We start from the raw sequence: 14689 nt of genomic DNA, 5'->3' as shown, positions 1-14689 counted from the left end.
CCCAGAGGCGGAAAAGGCAGAGCGCAGAGAAAACCGAGCAAAATCAACGGCAGGGGCTACCGAAATAATGCGGCTTGTGTAGCACTGCTGTGTGATAAAGGTCTAGTAGCAGTCGAAATACCAACTCAGGAAACTCTGGGCCCTCCGTTGCAGCGTGGAGGGCTGAACTCCAGTGACTCTATCGCTGATCATCCGTAGCCATCTGATCAGCAGGGCGATCGCTGACAACGATTAGTTCCACAAGCCTTTTCGCGCCACCAGCTAATCTTTCTCGAGAGAGGATCACGTGAACGCATGTACTATTGACAGGTGTCGTCTAGAGACGTATATGTGACACGTGTCAACAATGGAGAGTGACTTGAGCACAGATCTAGGGCAGCTACGCTACGTGCCGCAAAATTTTCGCGACCTTGCAGAAACCGACCTTGGCAAGGAACTTTGGTCGTTTCTGAAGCGCAGCGACAACCTCATTCGCATGGAAACGGCCACCCTTCTGGACAGGGCAGCGGTTGAACCCTTGGCAGCGGGACTGGTTGCAGAGTTCGGGGAGGAGGTCGCCGATGATCGCGTCAAGCAGATGATAGGTCATATGGTGCGGCAAGTGATGGCGGCACTTGGATATAAGCCCGACCGCTCAGCCTTGCGAATTACACGGCCAAGCCTGTTCACCAGCGGCACCACCTACCGCTTGGAGGGCAGCGAGCCTCGGCAAGTCATGAAAATTACGAAAGAGCAGCGCGAGGCATGGATAAAGAACACGATGAACAGCGCGTTCAACGTGTGGCTTAATCAGCAGGTTCGGGATGCGGATGGCACCCTTGTGTTGGACCGGCTCTACGCAGTTGCAAAGAAATATGGCATCCAGAAGCGCTACGACAATCTAAATCCCGGCCAACAGCGCATGAACATTGGCGTTCAGCTCCGTAAGCTGGTTGATCCAAAAGAATACGAATCTTTCGAGTGAGGGGCTCTACATGTACACCGTCGATAAATTGAAAGCGATGACGCTTGAGCAGCGAGCTCAAATTTACAAGAACTGTCTGCGAAAAGGTGGCCCGGAAGCGGAAGCCATTATTGAAATGTTGAAAGAAACTGGAATGGCCTATCAAAAAGACCAGTCGCTCGCCCACGGCGACCCCGCTTATCGCGCAATGGAGGTGGTCATCAACAATCCCGAGAACGTCGAGAAGATGCTAGACGCCTCTGCTAAGGGCCGCCCACCGCTTGAAGCGGTCGATCCGTTGATAAAGGCGAAGCTCGGCAAGGATTACGGCCCTCACAACGAGGGGACTGTGACTGCTGGCTACCTTGTCGGCCAAAAAATGTATGCGCTAGGCTACGAGAAGACCCGCTCATTGCCTCTGGTTGGTTGTGTTGCAAAGACGGCTGCCACCTTCAGAAAAAGGAAGGCTGCCTAGCATCGTGACGAAGCGCTCTCCATCGTTATGAGCGTCTTCCGCTTGATGGCGCGTCAGAATTGCGCAAAAGCACCATTTGACTTGGAGCTGCCGTCGCAGGATGGTCATTACTCATCCAACAAACACCAAGTCAGAGGTGACCGCCGTTCATGAGCTGCTTAGAGTGACGAAGAGTTTCAGTGTAGTGCCGGGTGCGATTGTGCTGTTTTTGGCGACGTGCGTCAGTTCGGCCTCGTTTGCCAACAGCGATTTTCTCCGCATTTCCGTCAACTGCCCAGATCAGTCCGGTAATGGCGTTCTGGAAGCAATCAGCGAGAACCCGGAGGGCCATCGATCGAAAGTGTCTTACCTCTTCCGTAACGGCCACATGGAAAGGGTAGCGGTCGCGAGTTCGCTGGAGGGAACGGCCTTCAAGGAACGGTTCGCCCTCGATCGGGCTACCAGCGAGGCAACGAAAGAAGCTCCCGCATTTCACGGCTATGAAGAAAATAGCCAAGAGCTTCTTCGCTTCTACTGCTTCGCGGAACCCGCAGCCAAGCAGCGCTATCTTGACCTACTGCGGGCCAATCAAGAGCTACTCCGCCAGTCGAGGGGCGGCTGACATGCCCGGTCTTCGCTCTGCTGATCGGTCGGGCCATAGACAGTGAACAACTCACCGCTCCGGCGCAGGGCTCGCTGTTCTAGGACAGCAACTGGCCACTCCGGCAGACAGGCCCATTGGGTTGGGAAGTAACGTCAGAAGTTGGCGACGAATCCTATTGCGTTCAACCCACTAGCGGACCCGGGAGTTCACATTGTAAACGCTGTGAATGCCCGGTTCGATCTATAGATTCGTCAAGCAGAAACTGATTTCCCATGGCGTCGATAGGACGCCCGACGGGCTTATAACGATCACAAATCAGTTGGTTTTTCTGGACTTCGTTCGGCTTGAGCGAGCGGTAAGGATTGCTGATTTCAATGCAGTGCAGTCTGCGGTCAAAAGAATCGACGAGCGTGTCGCGTCATTGGGAAAGCGGCACCTGATTGTTTTTGCGTTCATGTATCTACGCTTTTCGGACGGAACTCCGAAAATGACCCATGCAGATGTTGAGACGGAAGACGGCGGCATATCGAGGTTAGTGGAATATCGACGCGCAGTCACACCAGAGGAGCGGCTTATCGCGGATTGGGGTCGGCTATGGGATGAACGGATCGGAACGAGACTCCTTGGTCTGGTTTACGCTTCAAAAAGCGTGACCCAACCGTCCACTATCGAAATCCCCATCATTCCGCGTTTATGAGTTTACGTCCAATCACGATGGCCGGGCGCTCCAACAACCTCTGGTTGACAATAGGAAATTAATCCTGTATGCTGGTTGTGGCGAGCTGCGCCGTTTGACGCGGCTGGGCCAGAACCTAACAGGAGCTCGAATATGCCTATGACAGACCGACCCGGCACCCTGTGTCGGCAACCAGCAAAACACACCAAAAGGGGCCATCTGGCCCCTTTGTCATATCTGGAGGTTGCGCAATGAGTGTCGCCTCCGAAACCACGCGGTCGCTCATCGTTTTCGGCCGTGATGACGCCCGCAAACCTCATGCCTCAATCTTCATGTTGCCTGATGTCGAGGCGGCAGAAAGCGCAGCGAGGCTGATGGGAATGCACTCGCATCGCGTCGAGCCCGGCGAAGCGTCCGAGATCGTCATGCGCCTTCCGGCTGGGAAGCTGTTCGATAGCGGCAAGGCTTTCGTGCCATTCGTCAAAGGGGAAGTGTACACCCAAATTGCTGCCCTTGCGGGGGTCGCTGACGAGCGCGACAGCGGGTCGGGCGACGACAAGGCCGCCGACAGCCCCGAAAACGCTTCAGCGGGCTCGCCTGAGGCGGTGGCGGGCCATGGCGACGGCGATCAAGGTGCCGGTTCAGGCGATAGCGGTTCACCTGACCCATGGGGCAAGCTGGCGGTCGGCGACATGGTGCTGGCATCGGAAGGACCCGACGAGGGATATTTTGAAGCCCGGATCATGAAGGCGAAAGCCAAGGGCATTTTTACGCTGAAATTCAGGGACTATCCGGATGCCCCGCAGGTAGACCGCAGCTACTACCAGCTCGGCCTGATCCACCCCCGCCAGCTGGCGAAGAAATAGGCGGTCTTGCAACGGGCTGGGTTCGTCCCGGCCCGTCACCCCTCAACCAGACATCCATTCGAAGGAATTACCCAATGACATGCTCAAAAGAGCGCGTAGGTCGGCTATCGGCGGCTGACCGAACAGCGCGTATTCGGACCCTCAACGACCAATTGCGCCAGACCGGCGCTGGCGGCCGCATGGTGATGACCGCCGGTGTCGCTGCACTGCCTGCCCAAGAGATCGGCGCCATCCTGCTGGCCATCGCCAACTTCGACGCGTTCGACGAGAGCAACGATGCATGGAGCCAGCACGATTGCGCTCTACTGCACGTCGGCGATCGGCAGTTGTTCTTCAAAATAGACTACTATGACCTCGCTCTGGCGAACCTGTCGCCTGACGCCTCCGACCCGGCCGTCACTATCCGGGTGATGACCGTCATGCTGCCGGAGGAGTACTGATGTTCTCCCTGCACAGGGCACAGGGGCATATCCGCCAGCTCCCGCTACGCTTTTTTCGGTTTTCTGCCAGAAGAAAGTGGAGATGGCTCACGAGCACCCTTGGCAGGCTCGATCAAAAGAGCCGCGGCGGGCACATTCAACTAGCTCACGCGCTGATGTGCCGAGATAGCGATGCTTTCGTCAGCCGTCGTACTCACCAGTAACTTCCCTGTAGCGGAAAACTGTGGCTTGCTGTTCGGGCCTGCAGCTTGGTGGCGCAATGGCATTTTTAGCTGTCAGGTCCTTGCGCTTCTATCAGCCAAGGCGCATATTTTGCGCCCGACCTGAGAATGACGAAGTGGAGGAAGCTATGGAAGAGCTTTCGTCTGAATGCAAACAAGCAGTTGATCAGTTCAAAGCCGGTATCTTAAGCCGACGAGAAATTTTGCGTTCCTTGTTCGTGCTGGGGCTGCCAGCAAGCACCATCTTCGAAATGATCGGAGAGGCTGAGGCGCAGACAGGGAACACCATGGCAGTTGATCCAGCCGAACTTAAAGCACAATTCGACCGGCTGGCGGTAATTATTGCTTCGAAGGAGGTGTCTGATGCTCTAACCGACATAATGGCGAACGAGCACGACGCCAATAAGCAAGTTAGTATCGCGCAAGGTCTAGCGAACACTTTCAAGGATCCAGATTATTATTCAAGAAGTAATATTCCGCTGGCGTCACTTAATGAGTTGCGCTTCTCCATGAGAGTCTTCGAGCCGCCTCCGGCGGGCCAGTTAGACCCCAAGGTTATCTATGCGGAAAGGTGGTCCGCAACGCCCGGCGGTCAGTATGAAAGAGGGATTTGCGCCTCTTACGGCAATAAGCTTTGCGTGACCGCCGGAGTCCCTTGAGGAGTGGTCTATGAAGGTCATGTCAGATAACGAGATTAAGGAACTCCAGTCTCATCTAGTCGATTTTGTTTGTCAGGAGCCATTTAAAAAGCTGCTTCAAGAGATCTATCAGCTGAGAGAAGACTTAAGACATGAATTTGTTGAGGCGGTGCTTCTAGATAGGAGTCTACTTAGAAAGAGGGGCGTCGAGGTTCCGGACGATCTCCATATACAGAGGTCGCACTTTGCTGATGGACGCCCAACTTTGTTTTGTGTAGTGAAAAAATTGCCAGAAGGATATGGATGGAAGAAAATCACCGTGACGTTCGACAATGAGTTGATCGGTTTGAAGCACCCAGCGTTTGCTTTCGACGATCATGGAGGTCCACATTGGAACTAATAATTCGCTGATAGCATTGGTCTCTTATTGCCGGAGCCAAAACAGCGGCGCCAGATGATAAAGTCCCTCCCGACGAAAGCGACGAGGACAGTGCAGAATAGCCGGAGAGTGCTTTCTTCCTTCTCTAGACTCTTCCGCCTGATCGAAGCATTCTCCCCTCGGGGAGATGGCTATGGGCAATTCTGTTCAGCCATGGGTCAGACGGCGAAGGCGGCCTTGGTGGCATTCGCTTCTCCGCGCTCGCCTTCCAATTTCTCTGTCGCTGCTTGGCACCGCGTCCGTCGCTTATGTCGCGATAGACACCCGGCACTCACTTCCAAATGTTCACTATCCCGGCACGTCAACGACCTCCGTCGCCGTGCGTAGAGTGGGCTGTAACATCAAGGGGAACATCAATGATCGCGGCGAGCATATCTATCACGTGTGCATTCGGACCGTCATCCGATAGTGAATCTCCTAGGTGTTTAGAAGCCTCTATCAACTTCCCTTAAAAATACCAGCACAGATGGCGTCGCTTAACGTCGAACGCCCGCAGGCTAATCACCGGCCCACCACAACAAGGCCTAGACCTTTGGGGGGTTTAGATACAAACTCGCCATCGCAAGAGTGTCCTCTAGAGAGGTCTCCCATGAAGCGCGCTTCTTTTGTAATCGCGATATCAATCCTGTTTCTGTTCACAGCTGGTGTCGAGGGTCAAACGCAAACTAGAGACCTACGGCCGTGGCTGGTTGGTATGGGACTCTCCACAGATACGAAAAGGACGGATGCTACGGTAGCACTCTCGATAGGTTACGACCTAATGCGCCTATACCCGACATACACGGCCGACCAGATTGTGGCCGAAACATTCAAACAGATGGAGGTTTTCCACAATTACGGTACCGGTCTTCCCTCGGACAAGGACGTACTGAACACGGCTTTTAAGCTTATGGCCTTTGTCCCTGACCCGACCGCAAAGACGGCAGCCAGCGTAGGAAATTTGATGACTGGATCTAAGTATTTCCCAGATTATTTGATCGCAAAGCCTTTTGATTTTAAAGCACAGTACATCAGCAAAGCAAACAGTATATTTTTTCTCGCTGACCTCAAGGGGTACGCGTCTGAAGACGAGAGCTCCGTCGGATACAATGTAACTAAGAGGATTTCGAACAATTATCTCGGATTTAGCCAAAAGAGTCTTCCCTTCGAGATAGCCATGAAGGTCGACAATAAAGTAGCTTTTATTGGTTCCTTTGACGAGAAGCAAGATATTGTCATTTCAACTCAAGTTTCGCCTGAAATTTCATTTGAAAAGGAAGAGATTGCAAACAATATCGGATCAAGCCAAAACGGTATGCCGCCGACAAAGCTAACGGTCGATCCACAATTATCTGGGAAAATGACCGCAATGCTGGGTCATGTGGATGCCTTCTTAGGCGACGCATCTCGGTCACTTGACGGGGTGACAGGCGACACGTCCAGTTCTGCTCGGATAACATCATTCGATTCTGCTAGAGCCGTTCTCCGTATCGTCGCCTTGTTGGGACAACTATCGAATGACCCGGCCGAAAGAGAGGCGATCATCAAAGGAGTCGCTATCGCCAACGCTGCTGTCTCTGTCGTCGAGATAACAGACAAACTTGAGTCTCAGCTCCTGAGTCATCAATACGATCAGGAAATGCAAGAATTAGATACAGAGGCGGCTACCTACAATTATATTGGTGTGGCGATAACCATGATAACTGCCCTCACCGCAAAAGCTTCGGATCCCGGAGCGGAGGCAATTCTTAAAGAACTTGACTTAATCGTTGATTTTTTGCGCCGAAACTTTGCTGTTGTGAACGCGAAGATGGATTTCATGATTGAGCAAATTGGCGTCATACAAGATCAGAACGTCAACATCGAAACCTCAATCGCTCTTCTGAGAGGTGATTTTGACCAATTTCGAAATCAATTTAGCTATTTTTCGAAATTCGCTGAGGCCTCGCTGAGGAATGTTGGATCAGAAAAACTGTACTATAATTCTGAGAGCTGCGCAGAGACGTCGGCAGCTGTAGCGGGAGGGGCCTCGGCGCTGGCGCCCGATCTTTTCACGTGCCTAGCTGACTTACGGACATTCGCTACCCTTCAGGTTTCGATGGAGCCGTTTTCTTCTAAGGAGGGCTCGCTCAAGGATTTGACTCCCGCAACAGAGCGACCATGGCATGAACTGCTCCCGTGGTACCGCGAATTTACGTCGAAGGTGTTCGGCGTTGAGTTCCGCGGCCATGACCCGCTAAGCAATCCGGTTCTTTGGGCTGCGGCATCGCAAGCATTCATGCGAGCGATAGAGGCGAACCCTTCGGGCACTTCGGATGCCCAACATCTCAAAAACGTGGAGGAACTTCTTCAGTCTGGTATGGCGTTAGCGGACTTTTTTGATGACCTTCAGGGTTATAAGCCCACACAGCCCTTGGACGTTCAGGAGAAAGGCCGCAAGGATATCATCGACAAGCTTGTCAAGTATTATACGGACGGAAGACAGGCAGTGACCACTTCGTTCAAGGCCTCGCTGCGGTCAAGGCTGGAGGTGATGGCCGAGAAGGTGATCGATAGCGAAACGCATTCCAGCCAGAATTCGACACCGTCAATCTGCCCAGAGTTTATTAGTCATAGAAGAGGCTTTCCAGATTCAACTGTGCCTTGGCCTGAACTGAAGGGTCAGCAGGGTTTTGGTACGCCCGTCTATGTCTGGGGAAAGGATTGGGCAAAGGGCTTGCTTCCCCAGTACCTAGCGGGCGGAGGATTGCTCATTTCCGACGATCTTTCTGCGTCCAAGGACGTGCGTTTCGGAGAACTAGATGTCTGCGTTCTTAGCGCAGTCATTGGGATTCCTTCACCTTCCACGTTGATCCTCACTTACGACGTGCGCATTGGGCCAAAGCGCGTCGGCAGCTTCCAAATATCGCTGCCAATTGGTGGAGGACGCGGGACGTGGAGTGTTCTACAGGGGGTCAGCCCGAGCGCCATTTCTTACAAGGCATTCTTGGAGTATTTAGGTAAACCTGAAACGAGCCAAGTGTTGCGTGACCTCATTGTCGATAAAATGCGCGATGAGCCCAACGCAATTCGCCGCGCGCTGATATTCGAAGACCGCCTTTCGCCAACACTGAATGGTGTTTTGTCGGATCCGAGTTTCAATTCCAGTTTGAGCGAGTTGGATGGGCGGCAGGCGATAAGCACTTCATTGCTATGGATGATCGAACCCGACGCCACTACGTCAGACGAGACAGCGAGCGGTCTTTTATTCGGTGACCTCCGCCAACGCCTTCTTAAAGGGAGTGATATCAGGCTATTGATCCAATGCTTCTCGGACCTTCCTACGTGCGAAAAGGACCCTGATATTGTCGATCAGATGAAGGATGTTAAGGCGATCATGAAAACATATGATGTTCCCAAAGCCCTTCAGAGCGGTTCTCTTGATGGATGGCGGTTGAGAGAATTTACCAACGAGGCCATTGCGTTAGGCAAGGCTCCCGTAGGCCAAATGGTGCCCCTTGTGCGGGAGACGATTGCACAACTTCGTGGGCTATCTACCACTGGACAGGCGTACTTAGCCGCCGGTCACTAGCCTAGAACAATGGAGAAGTGCGTATCGAGTTTTACGGCTGCTTGCTCGCTCTCAACCGGAACCATCTGGACCGGCGTTCAAGTGAAGTATCCGGTATACCTGCATCCTAGAGCACCCGAGCAATTTTGCTATCTCGGTGGCACTATGACCACCGTGGTGCAGAGTTATTACTCTGGTCCGATCCACGCGCCGTCTGCCACCCTTGTAGACGGCATCCCGCTTGGCCTGCTCGATACCATCCCGCTGCCGCTCTTTGATGAACCGGCGCTCCATCTGTGCAACCATTCCAAGCACGGTCAGGACGATGTGGCCCATTTCGCCTCTCGTTGATACGTGCGGGTCCAGGACGGTCATGAACGCCCCCCTTTGCTCGCAGTCGTGGATCAAGTTCAGAACGTCGCGGGTGTCGCGGCCGAGCCGGTCTAACCGTGTCACAACCAGTTCATCCCCCGGCCGTAGAAAGTCGATGATGGTCGCCAGCTCGGCCCGGCCATCGCGGCTGGCCCCAGAGACTTTCTCCGATCGGATGATGCCGCACCCTTCGGCCTTCAGCTTGGCGACTTGCGTTTCGAGGTCTTGGTCAGCGGTGCTGACGCGAGCGTAACCAATGCGAGCCATGGCCTGTCACCTCAAGGTTTAGGCCCGAGGCTACCTTGTCACAAATAGTCGATGTCAACTCCGATGTTACGCTCGACGCTCGGATCTTGGTTACGTCACGCCGGGGTATACCCTGAAGTTCATTTGTCGGCCTCCAAGGCAGGATTCGTGGGCATGAGTTCGAACCTCGTCAGTCGCGCCGCGCGTTAAGGTAATAATTGCCTCGCGCATTAGCGAAGCGGACTGACTGTCACCGTCGGCTGTGTCGTAGGCGAAGTGTCCGGTTGCAGAGGGGGATCAATTCGAATGCTGTTGGGGGTAGACGAAGTGTCCATTTGCGGAGGGGGATCAATCCGAATGCTGTTGGGGGTAGCCGACGTTTCCGCACTCTTGTTGCCCGAATTGTCTGCCGCACTTAATCCCAATCTGCCGAGATTAACTATCATCTGGATTCTGCTGATGCTCGCATTGTGCTCCCTTATCGCTTCCGCTTCCTTACGGAGCTCCTCAGCAGCCTTTAACGTCGCCGCGTTGCCTTCGGCGATCGCGCGCGCCATAGCCTGCAACTGGACTGAACTCAGACCGCCTATGGCCGTAGGATCAAGCCCTGTCACACTGGAGGCAACCTCGGTCCAAACTTTTCCGGCATATTCCCTGCTTGCGTCAAACCCCTTCAGGTCCTTTTCGGCGGCCGCGATCACTGTATCATAGCGAGCCACTGCCGCCTTCGCTGCATCATGGCGGTCCTGCAAAGCAGGGATCACCTCGGTGCTATAGGTGAGCCAACTCAGACCGAAACTTTGTCCCGTCGCTAGCTGCGAGGTAAACTCGATCGGGAAATCACCGACCAGCTTGTCACTCTCCTTGCTGAGTTTCTCAGCGGTGACGACGGCATCGCCATATTGTCCTTCGAGCTCCGCCACCTTCTCTCGATCGCTCTTCAGTTTAGTGATCTCATCACTCCGCGTTTTTGACGCTTCCCGCAGTCGGTCCAGCTGGTCGAGGCCACCCTGAACAGTGCCGTCAGTTTCGCCAGCAATCTTCTCATAAGTTGCGCGGCTATTTAGGGACTCCGGAAGTGGTGGCTCGACCTGATCGAGCGTCCGCCTGTCCGTGTCGAGTTGCTCAAGATCCTTGTCGGAAACAAAGGTCTTGTCCGTAACGGTTTTGAGCTTTTTTGCGTTGCCGTAGACTTTATTGAGCGCCGTGACGAAAGGCGATGGCTCGCGGATCAACTTAGCGACCTTGCTTCCGGCGTCCCCGGCCTTTTTCGCCCACTCCAAGGATGTATCTTGCCATTCGCTCGCCTCAGCAGCCGCAAAACCGAACAGGAAAAGTTTCAAGGCGACCGCAAGCACGGTCGTTCCGACATGGCTTTGTCTCATTTGCCAGCCTTTTTGGTTAGACGATCGTTAAGAGACTGGGCCTGTACTGCTGCATCGGCCGCAACCTTTTGGAACGCCAATAGCCGTGTTTCGATGGCGGCTAGAGCATTGTAGGTATCAAGCAACCCCTTGAGCTCAATCAACACCGAAGGCCATCCGTTCTCATTAAACGGCGCCAAATTGCGGCAACCGTCTGTCCTAGAAGGCGAATCCACAATCACCGGAGCTACGATCATCACCGTATGGTGCTCGACATCACGTCTATTATGCACCACCGTATTGTAAAGCTTGCGCCCGCCAAATGCGACAAACACATCTGTGACGAAATCCATTGTCGATTTCGGGACCTCGGCGATATTGGGTCCTCCGTACGCTAATGCGCAAAGATATCCAGTCAATTTCGAAGAACTACCAACCGGGGCGATACTTCGATTCCCAAAATCGTCATCACGAACAGTTTCGAGCATGACGGGATTGGTCTTAATTGCTATTATGGACTTGTCAATCCTGTTCGTCGTGTCTTGAAGGCGAACAGCTACCCCCTTAGGGCCTGCCATCTCCTGCAGGCTCCAAAGGGTATTTCGGACCATCTCCTTCAACCTACCCGCATCACTTTCAGATAGCGTTGCCCCGAATTCGGCCTCATGCCTTTCAAGGACAATCAAGGCCGTCAGGTGATCCTTGGCTGCTGCTATCAAGCCCGGGGGCCGTTCACTTTCCTGTACAGCCGCCAATACCAGCCCTGTTGATCTGAAGAGGTCATCGCGTGTGCTCAGATAGATTTCCTTAGCGCGCGTCTCGTTCGGCCTCTCCTTGACGTTTCGAATAGCCAATGAGATGGCTCTTACAAGTTGCCTGCTCTCGACAACAAGCTGAAGCCCAAGGGTCTCCGACGGGACGCTGCTCACTTGTTTCTGGATGTCGGTGAGCTTGCCATCAATTTCGCCCAACGCCCTAATGAGGACCTGTTGATTTTCCAGTATCCTGTCGAGCTTGAGGTTGATGGCCTGAAGCTCGCGCTCGAGGTCGCCGGAAGATTTCATCATGTCCAGCACAGCGCTGGCCAAGCCCAATGCGACCCCGACAGTCAATGGATCTTGCGCCATAGCTTTAATCGGAAGAACGGCTCCAGCTACGACCGCGCCAATCCCAACAAGGAGCTCGCGACGTTTAAACTGCAAATCACAAACGACGGGACGCCTGCGCATCGAAGTCCCCCATATACGGCATAGCCAACTCGCTCGGCGGGGAATATACCTCACGATACATCAACCGTTGGTCCCTCGCCAGCGGGCTCACGCCGGTTCTCTCATTTCCGGGAGACCATCGCCCAGTAGCGGTAGATCCGCATGATGTTCGGCCACGAGCCGTATTGCGGGGCCAGTTAGCGACCCTCCTTCTTGCGGCAGTGCTCATACACTGCGCCGAATGGCCACGTGGTCTTGTAGCGAACCCCAGCAGTTGGCAAGCAATCTAATCTGTGGGACATGGAGTCGCTGAGGAATTCCTACACATGGATGGCTCTAATGGCCTTGGACGATGACGACGCGCTCGATGCTGTAAGCGACATAGACGAGTCGGACCTGTCCATAAGGCCACGTGACTTCACTGAAATGGTGGTTGCGCCGACGGACTGGACGATCAGCGTCTTGGCCGACCTACTCAAGCGCAAAAAGATCGACCTACAGCCAAATTATCAACGGCGGGTAGCTTGGACCGAAGACAAGATGTCCAAGTTCATCGAGAGTTTGTTCCTGCGCCTACCAGTGCCACAAATCGTACTCGCTGAACTTACGCCCGGAAGATTTGCGGTAATCGATGGCAAACAGCGTCTTAACTCGCTGGCACGATTCTGCCTCGACACCGACCAGCCTCTCGTTTTGAAGGGTTGCGAGTATAGGCGTGATTTGGATGGATTAACCTATGGCGCCATGCTCGGGCGGCTTGACCTTGAGGGGTCGGTAGACGCTTTCCAGTCCCACACCGTCCGTACGACCGTAATTAAGAGCGGTGCTTCCAAGGAGCTGCTCTACTTGCTGTTCCTGCGACTGAATCAGAATAGCGTCACGCTCTCACCGCAGGAGCTCCGACGCGCACTTTACCCCGGTGATTTTGTCGAGTGGTTGGATGAGGTCACCACACAATCAGAGGGCATGAAATACATTTTCAAAAAGACCCCGGATTTCCGCATGAGAGACATGGAGATCGCGACACGCTTTCTTGCCTTTTATTTCATTTCTGCTTCGTATAATGGAAACATGAAGCAGTTTCTTGATAATATTACAAAGTATTTTACAGACAATTGGGCAGATTCGGGCGGTATGCTTACAAATGCATGGAAGAATCTGGAGATGTCCGTCGACGCGACCGTCAAAATCTTCGGCCCGGACGCCTTTAAAGTTTGGAACGGGGACAATTTTTCCCTGACCCGAAATCGCGCGGTCATGGACATCATGATGTTTTACTTTTCGGAAGAGAGGACCGCATCCCAAGCTGTTCAACGCAAGGAGGACGTAAAAGCGCAGTTCCAGCTCCTCTGCGAAGGCCATCAGGCGTTTCTTCGATCTCTGACACTTTCCACGAAAACACAGCTTTCGACCAATGATCGGTTTGCGATTTGGGGCGCAGAACTAGCAGAAATGCTGGGGCCGGTTCGTCACTTCCCTTCGAATCTCATCCCTATGTGAGCATAGACATGCCTTCGGGGGTTTATAGGACCTTGCGAAAGAGGCTCAACCAGCTGGTGGCGGTGTTGCCGACCCCTCCCTCGCCCGGTCGGTCGCTTTCCCAAGCACAAAAGGACGGCATCGCCTTCTACGCCGTCATGACCCATGCGGCCTGCGAACACTATTTGGAGCGACGCTGCAGCGAAATCGCGGATCATGCGCTCGACGCATTCACCGCCAGAAACAAGCTAGGCAGAGTTGGGAAGCACCTCTGTTTGCTGCCGTACGTTACCTTCACCAAGCAGGATAGGGATTTCACGACCGTAGCCGAGCTTGTCGGTGCCTCCGGCTTTGGGGTTCATATCTCTAGCGCGAAGCAGCTGTCTAGCCGGGCTGAATTGACACTTGCGCTAGACCGTGGCCACAAGATCTATCAGAGGTCAATCGAGCAAAACCACGGCATTTCTTACAAGTACCAGTTCAAGCTGCTGTCGTACCTTGGTGTCGATATAAAAGTGTTTTCGCCCAATTTCCTGTCGAGGGTCGATCAGCTCGCAACCCTTCGGGGTGAGGCCGCGCATAAAGGTGTGGTAGCGGCACAAACCCTGCCATCCATCACCGATTTGCCCACGTGGACACAGGATTTGCTGGATGGGTACCTAGACCTCGATGATGCACTGAAGACGCTGAAAGCCGTTCGCACTTGAAAAGGAACGTCGACAGGATTTTCAATCCGATATCCATCGGAAAATGGAGGGCGCGCAGGTGTCAGCATCAGGTATTGTCGGCCGTCGCCACCGTTATGGCATCCTTATTGCCGCCAAGCCGACGACCATAAGAGGCCTCCCGCTTGTCGCATCAAAGCCCGCCCGCGTCAGCACCGTAGATCAGGTTCTCGAAACCCAGCCTTGGAAGAAATGAAGGGTGATCCTTCGCAAGCGTTGCCGCCTGACAGGCTGTTGCCGACCAATGTTGGAACTCCGTTCACAATTGCGATTTCGTCGATTGTGAGCCTACCGTCTGTAGTGGTCGGCTTTCCGTCAAGATGCATCGTCTCCTCGGTCTCACCGTAAATTTCGACTGGATGACCGAACAGAATGGCATTGAAATCATCTGCGATTGACGCTGCCGTGAAGTTGAGGATGACAATTAGCGCGAGAGAGTCTCTCAAATAGCTTCGCATTGGACGGCCTTAGCTTTTGACTCAGGT

General features: G+C 53.8%; 14 protein-coding genes. 11 read left to right on the top strand and 3 right to left on the bottom strand.

All coding sequences use genetic code 11. The features are described 5' to 3' along the window. The first annotated feature begins 358 nt into the window (after positions 1 to 358). The 9 genes from ACYG9R_RS06685 (at position 359) to ACYG9R_RS06645 (ending at position 8831) form a co-directional block, all read left to right on the top strand. Positions 359 to 964 (top strand): hypothetical protein, encoded by a 606-nt coding sequence (locus ACYG9R_RS06685; protein WP_245260045.1) that lies wholly within the window; start codon positions 359 to 361, stop codon positions 962 to 964. A gap of 10 nt (positions 965 to 974) precedes the next feature. Further along, positions 975 to 1418, top strand: a complete 444-nt coding sequence (locus ACYG9R_RS06680) for a hypothetical protein (protein ID WP_023823704.1) — start codon at positions 975 to 977, stop codon at positions 1416 to 1418. Positions 1419 to 1581: 163 nt separating this feature from the next. Next, the gene (locus ACYG9R_RS06675) at positions 1582 to 2019 is read left to right on the top strand and encodes a hypothetical protein (protein ID WP_155923251.1); all 438 of its coding nucleotides are present in this window, start codon (positions 1582 to 1584) and stop codon (positions 2017 to 2019) included. A gap of 208 nt (positions 2020 to 2227) precedes the next feature. Further along, positions 2228 to 2698: a hypothetical protein gene (locus ACYG9R_RS06670; protein ID WP_023823702.1), complete on the top strand. Its 471-nt coding sequence runs from the start codon at positions 2228 to 2230 to the stop codon at positions 2696 to 2698. Between the two features lie 161 nt (positions 2699 to 2859). Next, positions 2860 to 3543, top strand: a complete 684-nt coding sequence (locus ACYG9R_RS06665; RefSeq protein WP_155923250.1) for a hypothetical protein — start codon at positions 2860 to 2862, stop codon at positions 3541 to 3543. 179 nt (positions 3544 to 3722) lie between these two features. Next, complete coding sequence (locus tag ACYG9R_RS06660; RefSeq protein WP_245260044.1) at positions 3723 to 3983, top strand: DUF3768 domain-containing protein; 261 nt, start codon at positions 3723 to 3725, stop codon at positions 3981 to 3983. Between the two features lie 349 nt (positions 3984 to 4332). Then, entirely contained in the window at positions 4333 to 4863 is a 531-nt protein-coding gene (locus ACYG9R_RS06655) for a hypothetical protein (protein ID WP_031199299.1), read from the top strand. A 10-nt stretch (positions 4864 to 4873) separates the two neighbouring features. Next, positions 4874 to 5242: a hypothetical protein gene (locus tag ACYG9R_RS06650; RefSeq protein ID WP_023823698.1), complete on the top strand. Its 369-nt coding sequence runs from the start codon at positions 4874 to 4876 to the stop codon at positions 5240 to 5242. 628 nt (positions 5243 to 5870) lie between these two features. Beyond that, the gene (locus ACYG9R_RS06645) at positions 5871 to 8831 is read left to right on the top strand and encodes a hypothetical protein (protein WP_023823697.1); all 2961 of its coding nucleotides are present in this window, start codon (positions 5871 to 5873) and stop codon (positions 8829 to 8831) included. A 51-nt stretch (positions 8832 to 8882) separates the two neighbouring features. On the opposite strand, the gene ACYG9R_RS06640 is transcribed toward ACYG9R_RS06645, so the two are convergent. The 3 genes from ACYG9R_RS06640 to ACYG9R_RS06630 all read right to left on the bottom strand — a co-directional run bounded on the left by ACYG9R_RS06640 (position 8883) and on the right by ACYG9R_RS06630 (position 12021). After that, the gene (locus ACYG9R_RS06640; RefSeq protein WP_023823696.1) at positions 8883 to 9449 is read right to left on the bottom strand and encodes a recombinase family protein; all 567 of its coding nucleotides are present in this window, start codon (positions 9447 to 9449) and stop codon (positions 8883 to 8885) included. Positions 9450 to 9658: 209 nt separating this feature from the next. Then, positions 9659 to 10786: a hypothetical protein gene (locus tag ACYG9R_RS06635; RefSeq protein WP_155923248.1), complete on the bottom strand. Its 1128-nt coding sequence runs from the start codon at positions 10784 to 10786 to the stop codon at positions 9659 to 9661. A 23-nt stretch (positions 10787 to 10809) separates the two neighbouring features. Next, the gene (locus ACYG9R_RS06630; protein ID WP_031199297.1) at positions 10810 to 12021 is read right to left on the bottom strand and encodes a hypothetical protein; all 1212 of its coding nucleotides are present in this window, start codon (positions 12019 to 12021) and stop codon (positions 10810 to 10812) included. A 318-nt stretch (positions 12022 to 12339) separates the two neighbouring features. Between ACYG9R_RS06630 and ACYG9R_RS06625 the strand changes: the two genes are divergently transcribed. Together ACYG9R_RS06625 and ACYG9R_RS06620 are read left to right on the top strand one after the other, a co-directional pair. Continuing rightward, complete coding sequence (locus ACYG9R_RS06625) at positions 12340 to 13500, top strand: DUF262 domain-containing protein (protein ID WP_196813582.1); 1161 nt, start codon at positions 12340 to 12342, stop codon at positions 13498 to 13500. A 32-nt stretch (positions 13501 to 13532) separates the two neighbouring features. Continuing rightward, complete coding sequence (locus tag ACYG9R_RS06620; protein ID WP_155923246.1) at positions 13533 to 14186, top strand: hypothetical protein; 654 nt, start codon at positions 13533 to 13535, stop codon at positions 14184 to 14186. Positions 14187 to 14689: the final 503 nt, after the last annotated feature.

Source organism: Mesorhizobium sp. RSR565B, from assembly GCF_054719465.1.
This window is presented reverse-complemented; position numbering and strand designations above follow the sequence as displayed.

What these genes read in the sequence shown, in the direction of transcription:
- ACYG9R_RS06680 (WP_023823704.1), top strand. Translation starts at nt 975, where the DNA reads ATGTACACCGTCGATAAATTGAAAGCGATGACGCTTGAGCAGCGAGCT.
- ACYG9R_RS06670 (WP_023823702.1), top strand. Translation starts at nt 2,228, where the DNA reads ATGCCCGGTTCGATCTATAGATTCGTCAAGCAGAAACTGATTTCCCAT.
- ACYG9R_RS06660 (WP_245260044.1), top strand. Translation starts at nt 3,723, where the DNA reads ATGGTGATGACCGCCGGTGTCGCTGCACTGCCTGCCCAAGAGATCGGC.
- ACYG9R_RS06655 (WP_031199299.1), top strand. Translation starts at nt 4,333, where the DNA reads ATGGAAGAGCTTTCGTCTGAATGCAAACAAGCAGTTGATCAGTTCAAA.
- ACYG9R_RS06650 (WP_023823698.1), top strand. Translation starts at nt 4,874, where the DNA reads ATGAAGGTCATGTCAGATAACGAGATTAAGGAACTCCAGTCTCATCTA.
- ACYG9R_RS06645 (WP_023823697.1), top strand. Translation starts at nt 5,871, where the DNA reads ATGAAGCGCGCTTCTTTTGTAATCGCGATATCAATCCTGTTTCTGTTC.
- ACYG9R_RS06640 (WP_023823696.1), bottom strand. Translation starts at nt 9,449, where the DNA reads ATGGCTCGCATTGGTTACGCTCGCGTCAGCACCGCTGACCAAGACCTC.
- ACYG9R_RS06630 (WP_031199297.1), bottom strand. Translation starts at nt 12,021, where the DNA reads ATGCGCAGGCGTCCCGTCGTTTGTGATTTGCAGTTTAAACGTCGCGAG.
- ACYG9R_RS06625 (WP_196813582.1), top strand. Translation starts at nt 12,340, where the DNA reads ATGGCCTTGGACGATGACGACGCGCTCGATGCTGTAAGCGACATAGAC.